A 22,880-nucleotide genomic window follows, 5' to 3' on the forward strand; every position below is an offset into this window, starting at 1 on the left:
GGATGCTTCTGGAAATTTCGGTTGTAGGTTACTTTAATTTTTACTGTCATTGTTTTGTCCTCCTTTTTTAGGAATGGTTTGGCTTAGCCAAAACGTTTTATTATCAAAACCTATCTCGTTTTGATGGTTTTATTATAGGTGTCCTAACTTAAAGAAAGCTTGTAATAAGCTTGAAGGAAACTTAAAACTCTCAGTGAGTTTACTGAGAGTTTTTCTGTCTAAAGCATGGATAAAATAATTCCCAAGACCAGAGCCACCCAAACGGCATAGCGAATTGTCGCATGATAGCGGTAACTTTCAATAACCTTGGGTAGCTTTGTAAAGAGATAGGCAATGTAGGCAACTATGGAAAGAAAATACCCTTTAAAATTCCAGGACGAGCTTAAGATACTAAAATCTTCGAATAGGGGCACAAGCATCAGTACAGCCGTAAGCATACACCAGACCGGCAAAAGCGTCCTTTCCTTTTGATGCTGTATATGTATAATCAGCTGAGCTATAAAACCCGCGACGTACATAATCAGTAATATCGAACAAGCTAGAGAGATAAGAAGTGAATAAAAATATAGAGTATGAAAGTCTGTCTTTCCTTCTATCAGCTTTGCCAATTCGGTAATAAACCAAATCAAGATGAAGGCGAAAAAATAAAACATGAGACCTAACATCATAAGAAACAAGGGATGCAAAATCGCAAAAAAATCGAGTTTTAACCGTTTCTTTTTCATGGTTTTCCTCCTCAATCAAACTCGCCTTGGCTTCTCAAATGAGCTCCAAGCACCTGCCAATCAGGATTCTCGCGCCAGTTAGGGTCAGATACAATTTGGCTGGCCACGCGCCTTGCTTCTTCTAGGATATTATAGTCTTCCACAATATCAGCCACTTGAAATTCAGGAATTCCTGACTGACGTGTTCCAAAGATTTCTCCTGAACCACGCATTTTAAGGTCCTCTTCTGCTAGAACAAAACCATCCGTAGTCTCACACATGGCCTGCATGCGTTTTTTTCCAGTATCATTTTTAGGATTGGCCACTAAAACACAGTAGGACTGCTTATGGCCACGACCTACACGTCCTCGAAGTTGGTGAAGCTGGCTAAGTCCAAAGCGGTCGGCATCCATAATGATCATAACTGTAGCATTTGGCACGTTAACCCCTACTTCGATAACTGTGGTTGATACTAAAATCTGAGACTTTCTTTCCTTGAAGTCCTGCATAATTTGGTCTTTTTCATCATTTTTCATGCGACCGTGCATCAGAGCCACTTTAGCTAAATCCCCCAAAAAATCTGTGAGTTCCTGATGAAGGGCCACCGCATTTTTCAAATCGAGAGCCTCGGACTCTTCAATCAAAGGTGAGATAAAATAGACCTGAGCATCTTTTTCCAACTCACCCTTGATCCAAGTCAGTACGGTATCTAGTTGCTCATGTTTAACCCAGCGAGTAATAATGGGTTTCCGTCCAGCTGGCATCTGGTCAATAATCGACACATCCATTTCTCCAAAAGCAGTGATAGCCAAGGTCCTAGGGATAGGTGTCGCTGTCATCATGAGGACATCAGGATTGTCACCTTTCTCACGGAAAATACGACGTTGATTAACCCCAAAACGGTGCTGTTCATCAGTAATAACTAACCCAAGTTTGTGATAAATTACAGCATCCTGAATCAACGAATGAGTCCCCACTATCATCTGAGCCTTCCCAGATTCAATTTTAGAAAGAGCTACTTTTTTGTCCGCTGCCTTCATCCCAGAAGTTAAGAGCACTACCTCTAACTCAGGGAAAAGCCCCTGCAAACTCTGATAATGCTGCTCAGCTAAGATTTCCGTCGGTACCATGAGGGCAGACTGGAGGCCCGCCGTGTAGGCTCCATACATGGCAAGGCTAGCGATAACTGTTTTCCCTGATCCCACATCTCCTTGCAAGAGACGGTTCATATGAGCCCCAGATTTCATATCAGCTAGGATTTCCGACAAACTACGCTGTTGGGCTTCTGTCAAGGGGAATGGTAATTCTGCAATTTTGGCTTTGATTTTGGCTTCATCATAAGCAATTGCTAGACCATTGGTTTCGGACTTATTTTCAGCCTTGAGCACCTGTAAGTTCATCTGGAAATAAAAGAGTTCCTCAAACTTGGTCCTACGTAGGGCCTGCTTATATTCAGCCAAATCTTTCGGAAAATGCATGGCTCGCACTGCCTCTTGACGCCTCATGAGACGATACTTGTCCATTAGCACCTGCGGGAGACTCTCCTCCAACAAATGAAGGGCCCCACTATCAAAAGCTGCCTTTATAGCCTTTATCAGCTGGGCCTGACTAACCCCCTGGGCCACATGATAGACTGGCTGCATATCGTCCTCAACTTGAGCCAACACTTTCATACCAGTTACTGCAGACTTCTTCTGGTCCCATTTGCCAAAAATAGCCACTTCTGCTCCCATCTCAATCTTGTCCACAAGATAAGGCTGGTTGAAGAAACTAATGGCAATCACAGCCTCTCCTTGCTTGATTTTAAAACTCAGACGATTACGTTTAAAGCCATAATACTGCACATTGGCAGGTGTCACCACTGTTCCCGTAATAACTGCCTTTTCGCCATCCATCAGTTCAAAGATAGACTTACTCTTAAAATCTTCATATCGGAAAGGAAAATAAAGCAAGAGGTCCCCAACCGTGTGCAAATCTAATTTGGTAAATTTTTCAGCGGACTTAGGACCAAAGCCTTTCAAATCCGCAATTGGTGAATCTAGTTGAATCATATCCTCTATCATTTCTATCGTGTTCTTCTCCTCGTGAAAGAGGAAGCCTTATCAGCTATTATAACACATGAAAATGGTCTTCACTAAAATCAAAAAATCCAGTATCAAACTGGATTTCTCTTTTTATTTATATTAATCATAGCTACGAGGTACACGATCACTAAGCAAACAAAGAACTTCGTAGTTGATAGTACCACGTTTTTCAGCCACCTCTGTCGCAGTGATGCTTGCTCCCCCATTTTCCCCCATAAGAGTGACAGGAGTTCCTAGGGGATAAACCTTAGGAAGTCGAACAGTGATCTGGTCCATAGACACACGCCCAACAATAGGACAAAGCTGGCCATCCACAACAACGTGGAAACCTTGTAAATCTCTGGTCCAACCATCCGCATAGCCAATCGGAATGGTTCCAATAACCTCATCAGCTGTCGTCGTATACGTTGCACCATAACCCACATCTTGACCTGCTGGCAGGGTCTTAACATGAACAAGTGCTGTCTCCAAGCTTAAAGCAGGACGAATGTTATAGGGAAGGTCTAAAGCACTGCCACTAGGATTGAGACCATAGATGACGACACCTAGACGTACCGCATTAAAGACTGTTTCTGCATGCCAAATACTTGTCGCAGAGTTGCTAGCATGTACCAAGCGAGGGCGGTCCACCAAGTTATTAACCAAATCCGTGAAGAAGGCCAATTGACGCTTGAATTTACTATCATCTGCCTCATCAGCTGTTGCAAAATGGGTAAAAATACCTTCGACATCCGCACCAAGTGCCTTAAGACCAGCAATCAAACTATCTGCATCCCCTTGGCTACGCACCCCAATGCGTCCCATGCCTGAATCAATCTTAATATGACAGGTCAAACCAGTCAAATCAAGCCCTTGATCCTTAGCCATTTCCAACCACTCAAGCGAAGCGACCGTCAGCGTGATGTTTTCTTGAATTGCCAAAGGAACCTCGCCTGGCAAGACAACTCCTAAAATAAGTATCGGTTGCTCTAAGCCAGCTTGACGGAGTTCAAGTGCCTCGTCTAGGTTGGAAACACAAAAACCATCCACCTGCTTAGATACATGCTTGGCCACTTCGACAGCGCCATGACCATAAGCATTGGCCTTAACAACTGCAAAAGTCTGCACCTGTTTAGGGATGTGACTAACCACTTGTTCAATATTTTCTGAAATTGCTGATAGATCAACCTTTGCCAAGGTTGGTCGATGTAAACTTGAAATCATAAGCTATCCTCTTCCAACATCTATCTCTTAGTTTTTTTCTAAAATGACACTTGCCTGAACAAAATCACCGCTATGGGAAATCGAGATAAAAACCTTGCCTTCAAAAGGTGATTGGGTCACCACTGGAGCTCCCTTGTCATTGGTCAATATTTCAATATCCTTAAAGCCGACTGCTCCAATACCAGTACCCCAGGCCTTTGAAAATGCTTCCTTACCGGCCCAACGCCCTGCTAAATAGGACATCTGACGATTACCAGAAAGGGATTCAAAACGCTCCCACTCTTTTGGTGTCAATACCTTTTTTGCAAAGCGTGGATTACGGTCATAAGCCTTTTTTACAGCTGAAATTTCCTGCAAGTCTATACCATATCCAAAAATCATAATTATAACGAAAGTCGATTGTGGATTTCACGAATAAGGCTATCTGTCTTATCCCAACCAAGACATGGATCTGTAATTGATTTCCCATAAACTTCAGGTGTATCTTGACGACCATCCTCAAGGTAAGACTCAATCATAAAGCCACGCACGGTATCCGCGATACGCTTATCCCACTCACGGTTAAGAAGGACTTCACGCACAATACGAACTTGCTCCATGAAGTTTTTACCTGAGTTGTCATGGTTAGTATCAACAAGGATAAATGGATTTTCCAGATTAAATTCACTATACTTGTCCAAAGCCTTAACCAAGTCCTCGTAATGGTAGTTAACAATATTCTGCCCATTTTCATTATTGGCACCACGCAGGATAGCGTGAGCTAGTGGGTTACCATCTGTTCTAACTTCAGCGCCATTGTAAAGGAAATGCTGTTGATTCTGCGCAGCATAGATACCATTAAACATGACATTCAAATTTCCTGACGTTGGGTTCTTCAAGCCAATTGGCACATCAATACCTGAAGCTACAAAGCGGTGCTCTTGGTCCTCAACAGAACGGGCTCCAACAGCATGATAGCTAAGCAAATCATCAAAGAAGGAAAGATTTGACGGATAAAGCATCTCGTCAGCGATTGGAAGACCTGTTTCAGTAATAATACGTGACTGAAGGTGGCGAACTGCCTTAACCCCCTCAAGAAGGTCTACTTCTCCCTCTGCATCCGGTTGGTGGATAAGTCCCTTATAGCCATCCCCATTGGTACGTGGTTTAGCTGTATAAACACGCATAACAATAAAGATTTTGTCCTTCACCTCTTCCTGAAGTTTGGCCAAACGGTGAGCATAGTCAAGAACAGCTTCTTCATTATCGGATGAACATGGACCAATAACCAAGAGAAGACGTTTGTCCTCACCCTTGATGATTTTTGCCAAAGCCTCATCATTAGCTTGTTTAGTTACTAGAGCGTCTCCCGTAAGAGCATGCAATTTCCTTACTTCCGCTACATCAATCAGCGGACTATTTTGATGAATTCCCATTTATTTCCCTCTCTTTGTGAAAAGAGAGTGAACCGCTTGGTCATCCAAACGGCTCACTCCCCATATATGGTTTCTGTTACCTTATTATTTTGACAATGTATCGTGGATTTCACGAATCAATTCTTCTGTCTTATCCCAACCAAGACATGGGTCAGTGATTGATTTACCATAGACATCTGGTGCATCTTGACGACCATCTTCAAGGTAAGATTCAATCATGAAACCACGTGCAACTTTGTTGATTTTTTCATTCCAGTCACGGTTAATCAAGGTTTGGCGAACGATACGGATTTGTTCCAAGTAACGTTTACCTGAGTTATCATGGTTTGTATCAATAACGATGAATGGATTTTCAAGGCCCATTTGTTCATAGTGTTCAATTGTTTCAAGCACATCATCATAGTAGAAGTTAGGCACGTTTTTACCATATTCATTCGTTGAACCACGAAGAATAACGTGTGCCAATGGGTTCCCTGGAGTTTCAACTTCTTCACCGTTAAAGAGGAAGTTTTGTTTGTTTTGTGCAGCGTAGATACCGTTAAACATCACGTTAAGGTTCCCTGATGTTGGATTCTTCATACCAGTTGGAACATCAATACCTGACGCAACAAAACGGTGTTGTTGGTCTTCTACAGAACGTGCACCAACGGCAATGTATGACACAAGGTCATCTACCAAAGGAAGATTTTCTGGGTAAAGCATTTCGTCAGCAGTTGTGATACCAGTTTCAGTGATAACACGGTAGTGAAGGTTACGCACAGCCTTGATACCGTTAATTAGGTTTGGTTTCCCTTCAGCATCAGGTTGGTGTACAAGTCCTTTATAGCCATCACCATTTGTACGAGGTTTAGCTGTATAGACACGCATAACCATAAAGACTTTATCTTTAACTTCTTCTTGAAGTTTAGCCAAACGGTGAGCATAATCAAGAACAGCTTCTTCATTATCAGATGAACATGGACCAATAACTAAAAGCGTACGGTCATCTTCACCCTTGATGATTGCTTCAAGCTCTTTATCACGAGCTTGTTTCTTGGCAAGGGCTTCACCTGTCAATGTAGTTGATTCTTTAACTGCATCAAAATCAATTTTTTCACTTACTGCTTTAAAAACCATAATAATTACCTATTTCTTTTTTCCTAAAATTGTTTACGACCGTGACAATTTTTAAATTTCTTACCAGAGCCACATGGACAGAAGTCATTACGACCAACCTTACTAAAGTCAATTTCTTGACCATTAGCATCTGCTTGGTGAGCCTGGATATTGCCTGTTGCTGTTGTTGACACACGTTCATTCACATTTTCACGAGATTGTTCATGAATTTGTGCTTTCATCATTGTACGTGTCACATCATATTCAATTGCCCCAATCATATCTTGGAACATCTTGAACCCTTCAGATTGATACTCAACGATTGGGTTGTTTTGGGCATAACCACGCAAACCAACGGCATTACGTAATTGATCAAGGGCATCGATATGGTCCGTCCACTTGTTATCAACAACCATCAAAATCAAGACTTTTTGGAATTCACGGATAGCTTCCTCTGAACGCAATTTCTTGATTTGACGATCATAAACATCATCTGCTAACTCATTCAAGTAAACTTTAATAGCGTCATAATTAACACTACGTTTCGTTACCTCTCCCACTTCTCGTAAATCTTCAAGTGAGATGGCATTCTCAGGAACCAAGGCCTGACGAGCAAAGTTCAAGATACCTTTAAGAGCTTCCTCTTGATCATTGCGGCTGTGACCATCTACCGTACGGTTAATCGTACGCTTAATCATAGCCTTAATCTCAGGTTCAAGGTCACGTTCTGCTGTGATAACATCATAACGCTCAGCGTAGATGATTTCACGTTGTTCACGCATAACGTCATCGTACTGAAGGACTTGTTTACGAGTATCGTAGTTATTTCCTTCGACACGTTTTTGAGCCGCTTCCACTTGGCGTGTCAACATACGTGATTTGATAACGATATCTTCATCATCAGCATTCAAACGTTCCAAGACTTGCTTGATACGATCAGAACCGAAACGACGCATCAATTCGTCTTCAAGTGAAAGGTAGAATTGAGATTCCCCTGGGTCCCCTTGACGTCCCGCACGACCACGCAACTGGTTATCAATACGACGGCTTTCGTGACGTTCTGTACCAATAACACAAAGGCCACCAAGTTCAAGAACACCTTCACCAAGTTTGATATCGGTACCACGACCGGCCATGTTGGTCGCAATCGTAACGGCACCACGTTGACCCGCATTCATGATAATATGCGCTTCTTTTTCGTGGTTCTTAGCATTAAGCACTTCATGAGGAATGCCTGCTTCAACCAACATCTTAGAAATCAAGTCAGATGTTTCAACGGCAACCGTACCAACAAGGACTGGTTGTCCCTTTTCATAACGACGCTTAACATCTTGTACCACAGCACGGAATTTAGCATCCAAGGTTGGGTAAAGAAGGTCATCGTGGTCAATACGTTGAATTGGACGGTTAGTTGGAATCGGAATGATTCGCATGTTATAGATTTCACGGAATTCATCTTCCTCGGTCTTACCAGTACCGGTCATACCTGACAATTTCTTGTACATACGGAACATATTTTGGTAAGTGATTGAGGCAGATGTCTTCGTTTCTTCTTGAACTGGCACACCTTCTTTTGCCTCGATGGCTTGGTGGAGTCCATCTGAGAAACGACGACCTTCCATGGTACGACCTGTAAATTGGTCGACGATAAGAATTTCTTGCTCAGGACTTACCACATAGTCGATATCATGCAACATGATGTAGTTGGCACGAAGGGCATTGTCAATATAGTGAGTCAAGGCAACATTATCAATATCGTACAAGTTGTCCAAGTTGAAGAATTCTTCAGCCTTGTCAATACCTGAGTCATTCAAACCAATTGTTTTTGTTGGAATATCAATGGCATAATCATCTTCTGTTAATGTTTTAACAAAAGCATCCGCACGGTGATATAACTGATTAGTTTCTGAACTTACAGGTCCTGATACGATCAATGGTGTACGGGCTTCATCAATAAGAACCGAGTCAACCTCATCGACCAAGGCATAGTTCAATGGACGTTGTACCATGTTTTCCTTACGAACAACCATGTTATCACGAAGATAGTCGAAACCTACCTCTGAGTTGGTTGAGTAAGTGATGTCACAGTTATAAGCTTCACGTTTTTCAGCTGGTGATTTGGCAGAAAGGTTAATCCCTACTGACAAACCAAGCCAACTATAGAGCTCACCCATTTCAGTCGCATCACGCTCTGAAAGGTATTCGTTAACGGTGATAACGTGTACACCTTCACCTGAAATAGCATTTAGGTAAACAGGCATGGTCGCAGTCAGGGTTTTCCCTTCCCCTGTACGCATCTCTGGTACGTCACCATGGTGAAGAACGATACCACCCATGATTTGCACACGATATGGGAAAAGTCCAAGGACACGTTTTGCCCCTTCACGAACAACTGCAAATGCCTCTGGCAAGAGTTGGTCTAGGCTTTCTCCGTTTTGATATCGTTTTTTAAATTCTTCTGTTTTTGCCTGAAGTTCTTCATCTGAAAGAGCCGCCATTGCATCAGCATAGCTCTCAACTTTCTTGGCAGTTTTTTCTAGTTTCTTAATTTCGCCTTTATCATTTTCAATGATTTTGCGTAATATATTTGCCATCTTTTTTCCTTTCGACAGTCTTTATCTCCATATTTTACCACAAAAGCCCCCTTTAAACAAGAAATCACTCAAGGATTGACAAAGAAAAAAGCCCTAGTTTAAGGGCTTTCACAATGAATTCGCAAATAAAGTAAAACTTTTTTATTAGATTCACTGAAAATATCGACAATAATACTTTATACCTACTTCTCAGAGTTTTCTTGGCTCTCTAGAATATCCTCAAAATCATGCAAAAGATTTTCAAAAGCCTGCTCAAAGAAAACATGGTCGGTGCTACTATAGGCCTTCATTATCATAGGACTAGCTTCAAAATCAACGTAGAATTGATAGTCCAAGACACCATTTTTCCAGTAAAATTTGATGCTAGGGGAAGCTGTTTTTTCACCACACATACCAGGAATTGCCCGTTGTAAGCCATAAATGTGGTCGCCATAGTCTTTCAGACGATAATAAGCTCCCTCAAAATAATAGGATTTGTTGATTTCAATATGCTCAAATAGTGCCACTAAAACTTTTTCATTACTCATACTTAAGCCTCGTTAGGGTGACTGACAATCATCTCCAATTGTCCATCAATTTCCCAATCTGTCACATCATTTGGAAGAATGAAGTGATCGCCTTTTTTTAGACAATAAATGCGTGAATCGATAGTCATGGTCCCATTGCCAGAAAGTACGGAACAAAGCAAATAAGGAGCTGATTGCTTGAAGTCAACCAAGCCACTGAGTTTCCATTTATACACAGTGAAAAAGGAGTTTGATGTCAAACAAGTCGACTCTAATTGCAAGGTCTTAACAGTTGCTGGGACACTATTTTCAGGATTCCCTAGATTCAAGACATCAAGAGACTGTTGAATATGAAGTTCACGTTTATTGCCCTGATTATCCCTACGATCAAAATCATAGACACGGTAAGTGGTATCGCTAGATTGTTGAGTCTCTAAGATCAAGATACCTGGACCAATAGCATGCATGGTACCACTTGGTACAAAGAAAAAGTCACCTTTCTTAACAGGAGTTTTCGACAAAAGTCCGTCCCAATCACCTGCTTCAATTAAGGACGCCAATTCTTCCTTGGTCTTAGCCTTGTGACCATAAATAATCTCTGCACCCTCTTCAGCATCAATAATATACCAACATTCTGTCTTTCCTAGCTCACCTTCATGCTCTAGTCCATAAGCATCATCAGGGTGTACTTGTACTGAGAGCCAGTCATTAGCGTCCAAAATCTTTGTCAACAAAGGAAAAACACTAGTCTTGGGATTTCCAAAAAGTTCCGGTTTATCCTTGTAAAGCTCTGCCAGGTGGAAACCAGCATACTTTCCGTTTTTGACATAGGATACACCATTAGGATGGGCAGAAATTGCCCAGTATTCACCAGTGTGTTCACTGGGAATATCGTAACCAAACTCTGTCTTGAGGCGATTACCTCCCCAGATTTTCTCATGCATTGGTGAATCTAAAAATAAAGGTTCCATTACACCCTCCTGTATAGAGCAAAACGCCTTAAGATTATCTCTTAAAGCGATTTTACATATTTTGTTTATTTGTTTGCATGCTTATCAGCTACGTCTTTAGCAAGTGCGAAGTTACCAAGCGTTGCAGAACCATTACCTGAAACAGCGGGTGTCACAATATACTCATTTACATCTGGTACTGGAAGGTAACCATTCAAAAGAGCTGTGAATTTTTCACGAACACGACGAAGCATGTGTTCTTGCCCCATAACACCACCACCAAAGACGATAACTTCTGGACGGTAGAGCACAGTTGCCTGGACAGCAGCTTGAGCAATGTAGTAAGCTTGAACATCCCAAACCTCAGAATTTTGCTCAATCAATTCGCCACGAATACCTGTACGGGCTTCAAGTGATGGACCAGCAGCCAAACCTTCCAAACATCCGCGGTGGAATGGACAAGTTCCGTTAAATTCATTGGAAACATCATTTGGGTGAAGAGGTACATATACGTGACCAGCTTCAGTGTGACCCATACCACCAATGAACTCACCATTTTGAATAGCACCGGCTCCAATACCAGTTCCGATAGTGTAGTAAACAAGACTCTTAACACTTTTACGAACAAGTGTCTCACCATAAGCAGAGGAGTTAACATCAGTCGTAAAGTAGAAAGGAATATTAAACTCTTTAGCAATCAAACCAAGAAGGTCGACATTTGACCAATGTGGTTTTGGAGTTGAAGTCACAAAACCATATGTTTCAGAGTTTGGATCAACATCAATTGGTCCAAATGAACCAATTGCAATTCCAACCAATTGATCTTCATAACGTTTGAAAAATTCAATCGTACGGTCAATTGTTTCGTAAGGTGTAGTTGTTGGGAATTGAGTTTTTTCAACGACTTGGAATTTCTCATCACCGACAGCACAAACAAATTTTGTACCACCAGCTTCCAAGCTTCCGTAAAGTTTAGCCATATCTAAAGCTATCTCCTTCTGTGATCTATAAATAACTATCTTATACTATTATAAAGAAAAGCAGGATAAAAGACAATCTAAATGAGGCCTTATTTGACAAGGTACAGACTACTCTGCTTCATACTTTTCTTTATGAGACTTTTAACTAAAAAAGCCGAATTGGCTTCGACTTTTCTAGCTTATTATTTAACTGCGATGAAGTCTGCACCTTCAGCAACTGAACCAGTCGCTACTGATGAAACATCTTCGAAGTCTGCAGTGTTTGTAACGATAACCATAGTTGTATCGTCAAGACCTGCTTCAGTGATTACTGAGCTATCGAAGGTAGCCAAGACATCACCTTTTTTAATACGTTGATTTGCTTGAACTTTAGCATCAAATCCTTTACCGTCAAGTGAGACAGTGTCGATACCGATGTGGATAAGCACTTCAGCACCTTTATCAGATTTAAGACCGTAAGCGTGACCTGTTGGGAAGGCGATTTGCACTTCACCATCAAATGGTGCAACTACTTGGTTACCTGAAGGTTTGATAGCGGCACCTTTCCCCATAGCTCCTGATGAAAAGACTGGGTCATTAACATTTTCCAAAGCTACAACTTCACCTTTAAGTGGTGCAGCGATTGTTTCAGCTTGCAATGCAACTGGAGTTGATTCTGCAGATGCAATATCTTCAGCAACAACTTCTTTTTGAGCTTCAACTTCTTCCTCTTTGTAACCGAAGATCCAAGTAAGAGCAAAACCAAGAGCAAGTGTTACAAGTACCATAAGAACATATTTTAGTACTTGACCGTTAAGGTAAAGAAGTGTACCAGGAACGATTGTTACACCAAATCCTGTACCAGCAAGGTTAAGGATTGATGCCAACCAACCACCAGCAGCACCGGCGATAAGACCCATGATAAATGGTTTACCGAAACGAAGGTTAACCCCAAAGATAGCTGGCTCAGTGATACCAAGTACCGCTGAAAGAGTTGCAGGGAAAGCAAGTGCTTTCAATTTAGCATCTTTAGTTTTTACACCAACTGCAAGTGTCGCACCAGCTTGTGCAGTCATAGCAGCTGTGATGATTGCGTTAAGTGGGTCTTTACCAGTATTTGCAATAAGGTTAGCTTCAAGCAAGTTGAAGACGTGGTGAACCCCTGTAACGACGATAACTTGGTGAACACCACCAATAACAAGACCAGCAAGACCAAATGGCAAGTTAAGAATCCATTCTGTAGCAGCAAGAACATAGCTTTCAACAGTATGGAAGACAGGACCAATAATAAAGAGGGCCAAAGCTGACATTACAGCGAAGACGATAAGTGGACGCAAGAGTAGGTCAAGAACGTCTGGAACCCATTTACGAACCCATTGCTCAAACTTAGCACCTAGCAAACCTACGAAGAAGGCTGGAAGAACTGAGTTTTGGTAACCTACTACAGGAATAAAATCAAAGAAGTAGATTGGTTTAGCTGCACCTGATGCAACGTCCCAAGCATTTGGAAGGGCGTTATTAACCATCATCAAACCAAGAACCAAACCAAGAAGTGGTGAACCACCAAAGACGTTAAAGGCTGACCAACAAATCAAAGCTGGGAAGAAAGCGAAGGCTGTATCTGTCAATACAACTGTGTAAGTATAGAAATCTGTAGCAGCAAAAGCTTTAGATGTTGTACCGAACAAACCAAGAACTGTATCGTTATTGATTGCTCCACGGATACCCATGAAAAGACCAGTCGCTACGATAGCTGGAAGCAATGGAACGAAAACGTCACCGAATGAACGGATAGCACGTTGGAACCAGTTCCCTTGTTTAGCAGCTTCTGCTTTTTGTTCGTCTTTAGATGCTGTTGGAAGACCTTGAGCAACGACTTCGTCGTAAATCTTGTTAACAGTACCTGTACCAAAAATCATTTGGTATTGACCTGAGTTGAAGAAAGCACCTTGAACTTTTTCAATGTTCTCAGCCTTTTCTTTATTGATTTTGTTTTCATCTTTGACCATCACACGTAGACGAGTCGCACAGTGAGCAACACTGTTGACGTTTTCACGTCCACCGAGGGCATCGATGACTTCTTTTGCAATTTGTTTGTTATCCATTTGCAAAATTCTCCTTAATAAAATTTGGTATGAAAGCGTTTAGCTTTTCTTTACGGTAACTATTTTAGCATCTTTCTGTCATATGTCAACCGTTTAGCATAATTTTTTGTTTTTTTATGATAAATCGTTGATTTTTCTAGGTAAAACGTTTACTATATTATTAACAAATAGATTAGGAGATTACTAAATATGAATCTACCAACAGAAGTTCGTTACCGTCCATACGCAGATTGGACAGACGAAGAAAAAACAAAGATTAGAGAAAATGTCGCTAAATCACCTTGGCGTGCAAGTTACCATATCGAACCAGAAACAGGGCTTCTTAATGATCCAAACGGTTTTTCTTACTTTAATGGTAAGTTCCAACTTTTCTACCAAAGTTGGCCATTTGGAGCTGCTCATGGTTTGAAACAATGGGTGCATACTGAAACTGAAGATTTGGTTCACTTTACAGAAACTGGTGTCAAACTCTTGCCAGACCATGAAAATGATAGCCACGGTGCCTACTCAGGTTCTGCTTATCAAATCGGTGATAAACTCTTTATCTTCTATACTGGGAACGTTCGTGATGAAAACTGGGTTCGTGACCCACGTCAAATCGGCGCTTGGATGGATAAAGACGGCAAAATCGAAAAATTCGACAAGGTTCTTATCAAACAACCTGCTGACGCTACTGGGCACTTCCGTGACCCTCAAATCTTCGATTACAAGGGACAATTCTACGCTATCGTAGGTGCTCAAAACCACGATAAACAAGGTTATATCAAACTTTACAAGGCAGTAGACAATGATGTCGAAAACTGGGTTGAGGTTGGTAATCTTGACTTTGGTGGCACTGGGTCAGAGTACATGATTGAGTGTCCTAACCTTGTCTTTGTAGATGACAAACCTGTTCTTCTTTATAGCCCACAAGGTCTCGATAAAGCTGAACTTGACTACGGTAACATCTACCCTAACACTTATAAGATTTTCCAAGATTTCGACACAGAAAAACCTGCCCTCGTTGATGGCACACCAATTATCAACTTGGACTACGGATTTGAAGCATATGCAACTCAAGGCTTTAATACTCCAGATGGTCGTGCCCTTATTGTCAGCTGGATCGGTCTTCCAGATGTGGACTATCCAACTGACAAATACGACTACCAAGGGGCTATGAGCTTGGTTAAAGAATTGTCTATTAAAGATGGCAAACTCTACCAATATCCAGTCGAAGCCATTACAAGCTTACGTGCTAGCCAAGAAGATTTCTCTGAAAAAACGGCAACAACTAACACTTACGAGCTTGAACTTAACTTTGAAGCTAACACTCAAACAGAACTTGTCCTCTTCGCAGACCAAGAAGGAAATGGCTTGTCACTTACAGTTGATACTGAAAACGGAAAAGTTATCCTTGACCGTTCTAAAGCTGGTGAACAATATGCTACTGACTTTGGAACAAGTCGTGAATGTACACTTGATGCCGGTCAAGCTGCAACAGCAAACATCTTTGTAGATAACTCAATCGTTGAAATTTACTTCAACAAAGGTGAGAAAGTCTTCACTAGTCGTGTTTTCCCAAGTGCAGAACAAACTGGTATCAAAGTAACGTCAGGAAACGTTTCTGGACACTACTTCGACTTGAAATACTAAGGTGATTTATGGTCGCAAAGCTTACTGACGTTGCCGAACTGGCTGGTGTGAGCCCAACCACAGTTTCTCGCGTCATAAACAAAAAGGGCTACCTCTCACAGAAGACCATTGACAAAGTTCACGCTGCTATGCAAGAACTCAACTATAAACCTAATAATTTAGCTCGAGGTCTTCAAGGAAAGTCGGCCAAACTCGTTGGCTTGATTTTCCCAAATATTTCCAATGTATTTTATGCCGAACTTATTGAACGTCTTGAGGATGAACTCTTTAAGCAAGGTTATAAAACCATTATTTGTAATAGTGAGCATGATCCTAACAAGGAGAGGGACTATTTGGAGATGCTCGCCGCCAACCAATGTGACGGCATCATCTCATCTAGTCACAATCTTGGTATTGAGGATTATGAGAAGGTTGAAGCTCCCATCGTTGCCTTCGACCGTAATCTCGCCCCAAAGATTCCTATTGTTTCGTCTGACAACTTTGAAGGTGGCAAGTTAGCCGCAAGAGCTATGGTCAAGGCTGGCTGTCAACGCATTGTCATGATTACAGGCTATGATAATTCGGATTCTCCAACAGGACTTCGTCAACTAGGTTTTAATTATGAATTGGACAAGGAAGGTATTATTTGTCCTGTTCCAAACGATTTGTCTCTCATGCGACGAGAATTAGAAATCAAATCTATTATCTCTCGTGAAAAACCAGATGGCATCTTTGTTTCGGACGATTTAACAGCTATCTTGGTTATGAAGATAGCTAGACAATTGGGACTTTCTATCCCAGATGACCTAAAAATCATCGGTTATGACGGTACCGCCTTTATCCGTCACTTCTACCCAGAGTTAGCAACTATCCAACAACCTTTGGATGAAATTGCTAAACTTTGTGTCGAAATTCTTCTCAAGAAAATTAAAGGCAAAACAGTTAATCGTGATTATGTACTTCCAGTGAGTCTGATTGCTGGTAGCAGTATATAAATGAAAGTCGCAAGAAATCTCCGCTTGCGACTTTTTTCTTGTTACATTTGTAGAAAAAAAGAAGTTGAAACAAGGCTCAACTTCTTTTGCTTATGCTTCATCTGTCACAAACTGACTAAGTACACCATTAATGAACTTAGCAGATGTTTCATCAGAATATTTTTTAGCGATTTCAATGATTTCGTTAATAGCTACACGTCCTGGTGTTTCTTCAAATGACGTGATTTCATAAAGTCCCAAACGAAGGAGAGTACGATCTGTCACAATCAAACGTGAGAGGCTCCAACTCTCTTTCAACTTTTCTTCAATTTGACTATCAAGTTGGGCCAACTCTTCACGGACACCTGTTACCAGGCTAAGGAGAAAGGCTGGTACATCAACTTCAGTTTCTTCGTCAATTGGCTTGTCATAAGTGTAAGCGAAAAGTGCTTGTTCCAGAGCTTCTCCACCAAATTCAAGGGCAAAAAGCGTTTGAAAAGCACGCTCACGAAGGTCACGACGTGAATCTTTAAAGATATTAGTCATTCAAAAAATCCTCGTTAAACAATTCAGCCAAGTCTGGTTTTTGTGACTTTTCAGTAACAATAGATTCAACGTGAACATTGACTTCTGAAATTGCCACTTCTGCCATATCATAGACAGCTGCTTTAACAGCCTTTTGAATTTCAATTGAAACCGCTGGTACGTTAACCCCATACTGAAGTGAGACGTAGATATCAGCATTTACAGTACCATCTTCTTCTGTTCGGAGGTAAACACCACGTCCCAAGCTTGTTTTGCTGAGACTATCCGTAACATTTTTATTTTGAAGGGCGTAAACACCTTCCACTTTAGTTGCAGCGATACCTGTAATCACTTCGAGCACGCGAGGGGCAATTACAATTTCACCGATATTTTCTGTAGTCATCGCATGTTTCCTTTCCGTTAGTTTGGAAAATAAAGCCTTCAAACCAGTGGTTTGAAAGACTTAGTTGGGCTTAGGCACGTGATACGTAAGTACCTTCAGCTGTGTTGATAACCAATTTTTGACCAGCTTCGATAAAGTCTGGAACGTTAACCACAAGACCAGTTTCAAGTGTTGCAGGTTTACCTGAACCTGTAACTGTTGCACCTTTGATAGATGGTTGTGTTTCAGTAACAGTCAATTCAACAGTTGTTGGAACTTGAACACCAATAACTTCTGTTCCGTAGAATTGGATTTTTACGTCTGAGTTTTCAAGGATAAATTTCAATTCTTCTTGAACGTTGGCTACTGGGATTTCATATTGGTCATATGTTTCAGTGTTCATGAAGTATGCAGTATCATCCATTTGGTACAAGTATTGTGCTGGTACTGTTTCGATGATTGCTTGTTCAAATTTTTCTTCTGGACGGTAGCTAGTATCAAAAGTTGAACCTGAGCGAACATCACGCAATTTCATACGCATGATTGTGTTACCTTTACCAGGTTTGTGGTGGCTAGCTTCAAGAACTTTGATCAATTTGCCATCGTTAGTTACGAAAGTCATACCCGCACGGAGTTTACTTGCTTCAATCATTATTAAATACCTCTTTGTAAAAAATTATTATCAGTTTATTCTACCATAAATGACAGCATGGCTCAAATGTTTTATAGATTCAAGCCCAATCCTCAGGCTTTTTCCAAAGAACAAACTAGTCATCCATTCCTAAGTGAACCTCTGGAACATCATGTTGCAAATAAGAAACACCCTTTTGTTCCATCAACTCAATCGCAAATGGGTGCGGTCTATAATTGGCCTTGTAAGTAATCTTTACGATACCAGCTTGCAAGAGGGCTTTGGTGCAGTTGATACAAGGAAAATGCGTCACATAAATCTCTGTATTTTTGGTAGAAATCCCCTCTTTGGCACATTGGATAAGGGCATTCATCTCTGCGTGTACCGTACGAATACAATGACCATCTTCCATATAGTGGCCTACTTCGTTACAGTTATCAGTCTCAGAAACTCCGCCGTTATAACCTGTAGCGATAATACGCTTGTCCTTGACTAAAACAGCTCCAACAAAGGCACGATCACACGTAGAACGCTTAGAAATCAACTCTGCATTAGCCATAAAATAATCTTGCCAAGATAAACGGTTTGGCATAAAGTATTCCTCCAAATCTTAGAGAACAATCAATTCCTTAGGCGCAAGGGTAATCAATTCACAACCATTTTCTGTGATAATGATGTCATCTTCGATACGAACACCGTATTTATCAGCCAAATAAACACCTGGCTCGTCCGTCAAGACCATACCAGCTTCGATAGTCTCATCAGAGTTACCAAAGTAAGGAATCTCGTGAATGTCAAGACCGATACCATGTCCAATACCATGTGTAAAGTAGTCACCGTACCCCGCTTCGACAATAACATCACGCGCAACCTTATCATAGTCACGACGTGTCATACCAGCCTTAGCTGCGTCAATCAAGGCCTGGTTAGAACGTAGAACGATATCATAAATTTCACGCTCCTCATCAGTGGTGTCACCAATATGGATAGTACGAGTCATATCGCTAACGTAGTGGTTGTAGTAGCAACCAAAGTCCATCGTTAAGGTTTCACCAGATTGGATAACCTTTTCTGAAGCAACCCCATGAGGCATAGCAGAACGGTAACCTGAAGCAATGATAGACTCAAAGGAAACCCCTGAAGCTCCGTACTCACGCATACGGAAATCTAGGAAGTTTGCCACTTGTAGTTCTGTTGTTTGACCTGGTTTAATAAAATCAAGTACATCTGTAAAGGCACGGTCTGAGATAGAACAAGCCTTACGGATAGTTGCCAATTCTTTTTCGTCCTTGATCATACGCAACTCTTCCATGAAGTTGCTTTGTGGTGATAAAGTGTAGCCTTCAAAAATCGCTTGAAGACCTTGATAGTAAGCAAATGATACCTGATTATCAAATCCGATTATTTCCAGTTTATCAGCCTCGATAATTTTAACAATATCCTTAAGCGGATCCTTACTTTCGATAATATCAAAGCCATGCACAGATTGTTTGGCAATGAGGGTATAACGTGAATCCGTTAAGAAGAGGCGACGATTCTTAGTAATGAAGACAGTCGCATTTGTCCCCCAGAAATCTGTTAAATAATAGATATTTTTTTGTCCTGTCACCAACAAGGCATCAAGGCCTGATTGGGCAAGTTTGGCATCAAATCGTTCAAGTCTAAGTTGCATTATGAATTACTCCTTTGGTATTTTAGGTTAATTATACCAAATTTTCAGACTTTAAAGGATTAAATTGGCATTTTAGAGTGTTTTTTTGATGTCATAAAGAAAAAGCCAGATGAAACTCTGACTTTATTAGCATTATACAAAGGCTCGCTTTTCGTAGATAGTTGGCGCAAAGAAGAGCAAAACCAGAGTCCAAGCAAACAAAACAAGGGCTTCGCGAAGACTGAAGAACTGTTGACCGCTAGTAAAAACTGCTCGCATAAAACTAAATGGCACATAAGTCATCAGCTTAGTCATGGTATCCCCTAAACTAGCCAAATAGAGGGTGAAGAAAGTCATTCCTGTTACTCCAAAATAAGCCGTTACAAAGGCTGTCAAGGTATTTTTTACAAACAAGACAAGCAAAGAGGAAACCATATAAATAAAGGCTCCATAGAGTAGGAAATCAATATAGATGTCTCTGATATAATCCCACAAAGGAAAATCTACATGCTGCACAGAATACTTGTAGAAGGCCAACTCCAAAACCAAAATAGTAGCAGCAACTATAGATAACACAAGGAAACTTAAGAGTTTTCGAAGAATAACCTCGCGTCCAGATAAGGAAGACACCCGAATCATATTAATTGTTCGATTCTGAAATTCTCGTCCAAGACTAGATACTGCTAGATAAGCAAAGACGATATCCACGATAAAGGAATAACTGGCAATAATCGCTGATGGCCCAAGGTAATCTCCCTTATAGCCATCACATAAGATAACAATTGCACCAATCAAGGCTACCAATCCAAGACAAACAAAAACGCTCCTAGTCACACATTCCTGCTTTAAAAATACCGTTCTCAATTTACTTTTCATTGAATAGCACCTCACTTAATCCTTCTTTTTCATAAGTAAAAGGAATTCCCTCCCGATCCATAACCTGCTTAACAGCTGCTAATCCTTTGACTAAGATGTCATGTTTTTGTCGTTCAAAAGGTAAACCATTTAATTTGAACAGAGACATCAATGACTTCAAACTTAAATCCTCAGTATAAATCTTGTATTTGACATTATCACTATCATCTAAGTAAATCAGCTTATGATTCTTCAACAAATAGTTTTTCGTACAAACCTGTTCAAGATTAGACAGGATATGACTTGAGATAATAAAGGTTAGACCATGATTTTTAGCTAACTTTTTAATTAATGTGAGGAGACTGTTGATTCCATTAGGGTCCAGACCATTTGTAGGCTCATCAAGAAGGATGAGTTCATCTGAAGCAATTAAGGCGATAAACAACCCCACACGTTGCTTCATTCCCAAAGACAATTTGGAAGCCTTGCGTTTAAGATAGGCTGCAACCTCCAACTCGTCCTTATAACGATCAATCAACGCATAATCCTTACTGTACAATTTACAATAAAATTTAAGGTTTGCTTCAACAGTCATGTTAGGATATAGGGCTGGAGCTTCAATCAAGGCTCCTACAGTTTTTGTTTTTAAGTCAATAATATCCTTGGGTCCTGCCAAAATACCTGAAACTAGTTTCATCAGGGTCGTCTTCCCTGCACCATTATTACCAATCAAACCAGCAATATCCCCCTTCTCTAACGTGAACGAGATATTATCCAAAACGGTTTGCTTTCCAAAACTATAGGTTAAGCCTTTCACCGCTAGCACTGTCATGTATTTACCTTTCTTTGTTTAAATAACTAGCCCAATCGCTTATGATACTCGAAGAAATGACCTTAGATTAAGTCCGATGAAATCATATTTGATAAATTCTTTTATTTCTCGATTTAGAAAATAGTCTGTTAGAAAAATTTCCCTAAAAGACTTATAAGCAGGTCTGTTAGATTCCTAAAAACTTGCTTAATTTGAGACATTAGGCTAGTAACAGACCCTTCAGTATGATTAATTACATCCTTATCACTATCCTTGATAGTATCTTCAGAGGGGGATTCAGGTAAGGGATTTTCCGCCTTCTCTACTACCTCTGTTCCCTCTGGTGTCTCCGTTTTCTCAGTTTCTTCCTTAAAAACAGCCTGATAAATAGCTTGGGCATCTGGAGCACTGCCAAGATAGCCAGAAACCAATTGACCATTTTTGAGACGAATTACACTTGGAGTCCCTGGAATACCTAGCTTATCAAATAGTATTTTACGAGACTCACGGTCCAGCTGATCCGAATCTGTATTGTAATAAAGAAGCTGACCATCAATCAGGGTATTGAAATCCTTCAAAACTGGAGAATTTTGACGACAATAGTAGCAGGTTGGCCGGCCAACATAAAGGATATGGTCTCCGCCATCTTCAGTCAACATATTTGTGACATCACTATAAGAGACTGGCTTCAGGTTTTCAAGATTCTTTTCATAAGTTTCAACCGAAACCTCTTCGGACCTCACTTCTGTCTCAGCCACTCCTGTCTGTAATGATTGAGGAAGCGAATTTTCCTTTGTCTCACTATTAGATTCAGCCTTCTCAACCACTTGTTCGGAGGTTGTTTCGGAAGAAATCTGTACATTATCTACCTGACTATTCTCAACAAAATTATTGGATAATTCGATTGTAGATTCCTTAACATCTGGCTCATCCGCTGCTCCACTAAGCACTGCTAACTGGCAAGTACCTAAAACAAAACTCGCCATCAAAATAAATTGTATTTTCTTCATGTGTTCTCCTTATTTGTTTACTGTGTGACATCTTATCTTTTACCCATTAACAAAAGCAAGGGTACCATGACATTAATTACCATATTTCTCTCCTTTTTCTATTTAATTAGCACTTTAACAACTAGGTCCAAGCTATGAACTTCATTATAAGAGCTTAACAAGATAAAAAATAGTGACATAGATGTCACCATTCCATAGAATTAAAGACAAAAAGAAAAGGATAAGTATATAAACTCAACCTGAGACTATAGCAATTAGCAGAGAAAATCATTTCTCCTTGTCCTTACCCGCTACCCTAAGCGCAAACAAAGAAAAAGCTAGCGAAAGTGTTGACCAGACGAGACAATGGTCAATAAAGGCAACGCCTTCGGTGAAACTTAACGTAGCATTTATAATCACAATAAATAGCCAGACAATCACGATAACAATGCTTAAACTTCTAATAAGATTATTCTTCTGTTTATCCATATTACTCTTTCCCATATTTGGTACTCATGGTAACTTCTAATCACCATAAGGGTATTTTCTTTTCAACCACCATCTATTCCAACCCAATCGTTCAGGTAAGGTTTGAGGTCTAGATACAAAATCACCCCCTGTGACATTTTCTAAGGTTTCAGCAGTGAGCTCTTCGCCATATGCCTTAGTTCGCATTCTTATTTCTCCTTTCTTGTCAAAAATAAATACAGCAATAACCACTTGGACTATTCAAAAACTAGTTGTCTTGGTAACCTAGTGGGTTTGGCTATAAGGTCATTATAGGTTCTCTCTTTTCAAAAAAATAGTGACATAAATGTCACTATCTCTGAACACAA

23 protein-coding genes are annotated in these 22,880 nt (G+C 40.6%); 2 read left to right on the plus strand and 21 right to left on the minus strand.

Annotated elements, in window-relative coordinates; genetic code table 11:
* Positions 1-218: 218 nt before the first annotated feature.
* The 11 genes from ADH51_RS05035 to ADH51_RS05085 form a co-directional block, all read right to left on the minus strand.
* Complete coding sequence (locus ADH51_RS05035) at positions 219-725, minus strand: hypothetical protein (protein ID WP_048674927.1); 507 nt, start codon at positions 723-725, stop codon at positions 219-221.
* 11 nt (positions 726-736) lie between these two features.
* Positions 737-2,767 (minus strand): ATP-dependent DNA helicase RecG, encoded by a 2,031-nt coding sequence (gene recG / locus ADH51_RS05040; protein ID WP_275043210.1) that lies wholly within the window; start codon positions 2,765-2,767, stop codon positions 737-739.
* Positions 2,768-2,887: 120 nt separating this feature from the next.
* Positions 2,888-3,991, minus strand: a complete 1,104-nt coding sequence (alr, locus tag ADH51_RS05045; RefSeq protein ID WP_048674933.1) for an alanine racemase — start codon at positions 3,989-3,991, stop codon at positions 2,888-2,890.
* Positions 3,992-4,018: 27 nt separating this feature from the next.
* Positions 4,019-4,372 (minus strand): holo-ACP synthase, encoded by a 354-nt coding sequence (gene acpS, locus ADH51_RS05050; protein WP_022496303.1) that lies wholly within the window; start codon positions 4,370-4,372, stop codon positions 4,019-4,021.
* A gap of 2 nt (positions 4,373-4,374) precedes the next feature.
* Positions 4,375-5,406 carry a 3-deoxy-7-phosphoheptulonate synthase gene (locus ADH51_RS05055; protein ID WP_048674935.1) on the minus strand — a complete coding sequence of 344 codons (1,032 nt, stop codon included), beginning with the start codon at positions 5,404-5,406 and terminating at the stop codon, positions 4,375-4,377.
* Positions 5,407-5,490: 84 nt separating this feature from the next.
* The gene (locus ADH51_RS05060; RefSeq protein ID WP_002891816.1) at positions 5,491-6,522 is read right to left on the minus strand and encodes a 3-deoxy-7-phosphoheptulonate synthase; all 1,032 of its coding nucleotides are present in this window, start codon (positions 6,520-6,522) and stop codon (positions 5,491-5,493) included.
* Between the two features lie 23 nt (positions 6,523-6,545).
* The gene (gene secA, locus ADH51_RS05065) at positions 6,546-9,095 is read right to left on the minus strand and encodes a preprotein translocase subunit SecA (protein WP_014635034.1); all 2,550 of its coding nucleotides are present in this window, start codon (positions 9,093-9,095) and stop codon (positions 6,546-6,548) included.
* Between the two features lie 182 nt (positions 9,096-9,277).
* Positions 9,278-9,622, minus strand: coding sequence for a hypothetical protein (locus tag ADH51_RS05070; protein ID WP_239682169.1), 345 nt, complete (start codon positions 9,620-9,622; stop codon positions 9,278-9,280).
* Between the two features lie 2 nt (positions 9,623-9,624).
* A complete protein-coding gene (gene manA / locus ADH51_RS05075; protein ID WP_048674938.1) occupies positions 9,625-10,572 on the minus strand; it encodes a mannose-6-phosphate isomerase, class I in 948 nt (315 codons plus the stop codon).
* Positions 10,573-10,637: 65 nt separating this feature from the next.
* On the minus strand, positions 10,638-11,531 hold the full coding sequence (gene scrK / locus ADH51_RS05080; protein ID WP_048674940.1) for a fructokinase ScrK: 894 nt from the start codon (positions 11,529-11,531) through the stop codon (positions 10,638-10,640).
* A gap of 182 nt (positions 11,532-11,713) precedes the next feature.
* Entirely contained in the window at positions 11,714-13,615 is a 1,902-nt protein-coding gene (locus ADH51_RS05085; protein WP_048674943.1) for a sucrose-specific PTS transporter subunit IIBC, read from the minus strand.
* A gap of 189 nt (positions 13,616-13,804) precedes the next feature.
* Between ADH51_RS05085 and ADH51_RS05090 the strand changes: the two genes are divergently transcribed.
* Entirely contained in the window at positions 13,805-15,247 is a 1,443-nt protein-coding gene (locus tag ADH51_RS05090) for a sucrose-6-phosphate hydrolase (protein ID WP_048674946.1), read from the plus strand.
* Between the two features lie 8 nt (positions 15,248-15,255).
* Complete coding sequence (locus ADH51_RS05095) at positions 15,256-16,221, plus strand: LacI family DNA-binding transcriptional regulator (RefSeq protein ID WP_048674949.1); 966 nt, start codon at positions 15,256-15,258, stop codon at positions 16,219-16,221.
* A gap of 90 nt (positions 16,222-16,311) precedes the next feature.
* On the opposite strand, the gene nusB is transcribed toward ADH51_RS05095, so the two are convergent.
* From nusB to ADH51_RS10110, 10 genes are all read right to left on the minus strand, one after another.
* Positions 16,312-16,746, minus strand: coding sequence for a transcription antitermination factor NusB (gene nusB, locus ADH51_RS05100; RefSeq protein ID WP_048674951.1), 435 nt, complete (start codon positions 16,744-16,746; stop codon positions 16,312-16,314).
* Positions 16,739-17,128, minus strand: coding sequence for an Asp23/Gls24 family envelope stress response protein (locus ADH51_RS05105; RefSeq protein WP_002884704.1), 390 nt, complete (start codon positions 17,126-17,128; stop codon positions 16,739-16,741). Before ADH51_RS05105 ends, nusB begins: the two co-directional genes overlap by 8 nt.
* A 70-nt stretch (positions 17,129-17,198) precedes the next feature.
* Positions 17,199-17,759, minus strand: a complete 561-nt coding sequence (gene efp, locus ADH51_RS05110) for an elongation factor P (RefSeq protein ID WP_002891830.1) — start codon at positions 17,757-17,759, stop codon at positions 17,199-17,201.
* A gap of 115 nt (positions 17,760-17,874) precedes the next feature.
* Positions 17,875-18,330: a deoxycytidylate deaminase gene (locus tag ADH51_RS05115; RefSeq protein WP_002884736.1), complete on the minus strand. Its 456-nt coding sequence runs from the start codon at positions 18,328-18,330 to the stop codon at positions 17,875-17,877.
* 18 nt (positions 18,331-18,348) lie between these two features.
* Positions 18,349-19,410, minus strand: a complete 1,062-nt coding sequence (locus ADH51_RS05120; RefSeq protein ID WP_013991173.1) for a M24 family metallopeptidase — start codon at positions 19,408-19,410, stop codon at positions 18,349-18,351.
* A gap of 132 nt (positions 19,411-19,542) precedes the next feature.
* Positions 19,543-20,265: a hypothetical protein gene (locus ADH51_RS05125; RefSeq protein ID WP_239682170.1), complete on the minus strand. Its 723-nt coding sequence runs from the start codon at positions 20,263-20,265 to the stop codon at positions 19,543-19,545.
* Entirely contained in the window at positions 20,255-21,076 is an 822-nt protein-coding gene (locus tag ADH51_RS10155; RefSeq protein ID WP_048674954.1) for an ABC transporter ATP-binding protein, read from the minus strand. Before ADH51_RS10155 ends, ADH51_RS05125 begins: the two co-directional genes overlap by 11 nt.
* 128 nt (positions 21,077-21,204) lie before the next feature.
* Positions 21,205-22,065: a thioredoxin family protein gene (locus tag ADH51_RS05135; protein ID WP_048674957.1), complete on the minus strand. Its 861-nt coding sequence runs from the start codon at positions 22,063-22,065 to the stop codon at positions 21,205-21,207.
* Between the two features lie 267 nt (positions 22,066-22,332).
* On the minus strand, positions 22,333-22,533 hold the full coding sequence (locus ADH51_RS05140; RefSeq protein WP_037604727.1) for a hypothetical protein: 201 nt from the start codon (positions 22,531-22,533) through the stop codon (positions 22,333-22,335).
* Positions 22,534-22,569: 36 nt separating this feature from the next.
* Complete coding sequence (locus tag ADH51_RS10110) at positions 22,570-22,719, minus strand: hypothetical protein (protein WP_162837454.1); 150 nt, start codon at positions 22,717-22,719, stop codon at positions 22,570-22,572.
* Positions 22,720-22,880 lie beyond the last annotated feature (161 nt).

It is taken from the genome of Streptococcus sp. 449_SSPC, from assembly GCF_001073005.1.
Lineage (GTDB): Bacteria > Bacillota > Bacilli > Lactobacillales > Streptococcaceae > Streptococcus > Streptococcus salivarius_F.

Coding starts and splice junctions, on each gene's coding strand:
- acpS (WP_022496303.1), bottom strand. CDS start 4,372: ATGATTTTTGGATATGGTATAGACTTGCAGGAAATTTCAGCTGTAAAA.
- ADH51_RS05135 (WP_048674957.1), bottom strand. CDS start 22,065: ATGAAGAAAATACAATTTATTTTGATGGCGAGTTTTGTTTTAGGTACT.
- ADH51_RS10110 (WP_162837454.1), bottom strand. CDS start 22,719: ATGCGAACTAAGGCATATGGCGAAGAGCTCACTGCTGAAACCTTAGAA.
- ADH51_RS05115 (WP_002884736.1), bottom strand. CDS start 18,330: ATGCCAAACCGTTTATCTTGGCAAGATTATTTTATGGCTAATGCAGAG.
- scrK (WP_048674940.1), bottom strand. CDS start 11,531: ATGGCTAAACTTTACGGAAGCTTGGAAGCTGGTGGTACAAAATTTGTT.
- ADH51_RS10155 (WP_048674954.1), bottom strand. CDS start 21,076: ATGACAGTGCTAGCGGTGAAAGGCTTAACCTATAGTTTTGGAAAGCAA.
- ADH51_RS05125 (WP_239682170.1), bottom strand. CDS start 20,265: ATGAAAAGTAAATTGAGAACGGTATTTTTAAAGCAGGAATGTGTGACT.
- ADH51_RS05035 (WP_048674927.1), bottom strand. CDS start 725: ATGAAAAAGAAACGGTTAAAACTCGATTTTTTTGCGATTTTGCATCCC.
- recG (WP_275043210.1), bottom strand. CDS start 2,767: ATGATAGAGGATATGATTCAACTAGATTCACCAATTGCGGATTTGAAA.
- ADH51_RS05105 (WP_002884704.1), bottom strand. CDS start 17,128: ATGACTACAGAAAATATCGGTGAAATTGTAATTGCCCCTCGCGTGCTC.
- ADH51_RS05070 (WP_239682169.1), bottom strand. CDS start 9,622: ATGAGTAATGAAAAAGTTTTAGTGGCACTATTTGAGCATATTGAAATC.
- ADH51_RS05055 (WP_048674935.1), bottom strand. CDS start 5,406: ATGGGAATTCATCAAAATAGTCCGCTGATTGATGTAGCGGAAGTAAGG.
- manA (WP_048674938.1), bottom strand. CDS start 10,572: ATGGAACCTTTATTTTTAGATTCACCAATGCATGAGAAAATCTGGGGA.
- secA (WP_014635034.1), bottom strand. CDS start 9,095: ATGGCAAATATATTACGCAAAATCATTGAAAATGATAAAGGCGAAATT.
- ADH51_RS05140 (WP_037604727.1), bottom strand. CDS start 22,533: ATGGATAAACAGAAGAATAATCTTATTAGAAGTTTAAGCATTGTTATC.
- nusB (WP_048674951.1), bottom strand. CDS start 16,746: ATGACTAATATCTTTAAAGATTCACGTCGTGACCTTCGTGAGCGTGCT.
- ADH51_RS05085 (WP_048674943.1), bottom strand. CDS start 13,615: ATGGATAACAAACAAATTGCAAAAGAAGTCATCGATGCCCTCGGTGGA.
- efp (WP_002891830.1), bottom strand. CDS start 17,759: ATGATTGAAGCAAGTAAACTCCGTGCGGGTATGACTTTCGTAACTAAC.
- ADH51_RS05090 (WP_048674946.1), top strand. CDS start 13,805: ATGAATCTACCAACAGAAGTTCGTTACCGTCCATACGCAGATTGGACA.
- alr (WP_048674933.1), bottom strand. CDS start 3,991: ATGATTTCAAGTTTACATCGACCAACCTTGGCAAAGGTTGATCTATCA.
- ADH51_RS05060 (WP_002891816.1), bottom strand. CDS start 6,522: ATGGTTTTTAAAGCAGTAAGTGAAAAAATTGATTTTGATGCAGTTAAA.
- ADH51_RS05120 (WP_013991173.1), bottom strand. CDS start 19,410: ATGCAACTTAGACTTGAACGATTTGATGCCAAACTTGCCCAATCAGGC.
- ADH51_RS05095 (WP_048674949.1), top strand. CDS start 15,256: ATGGTCGCAAAGCTTACTGACGTTGCCGAACTGGCTGGTGTGAGCCCA.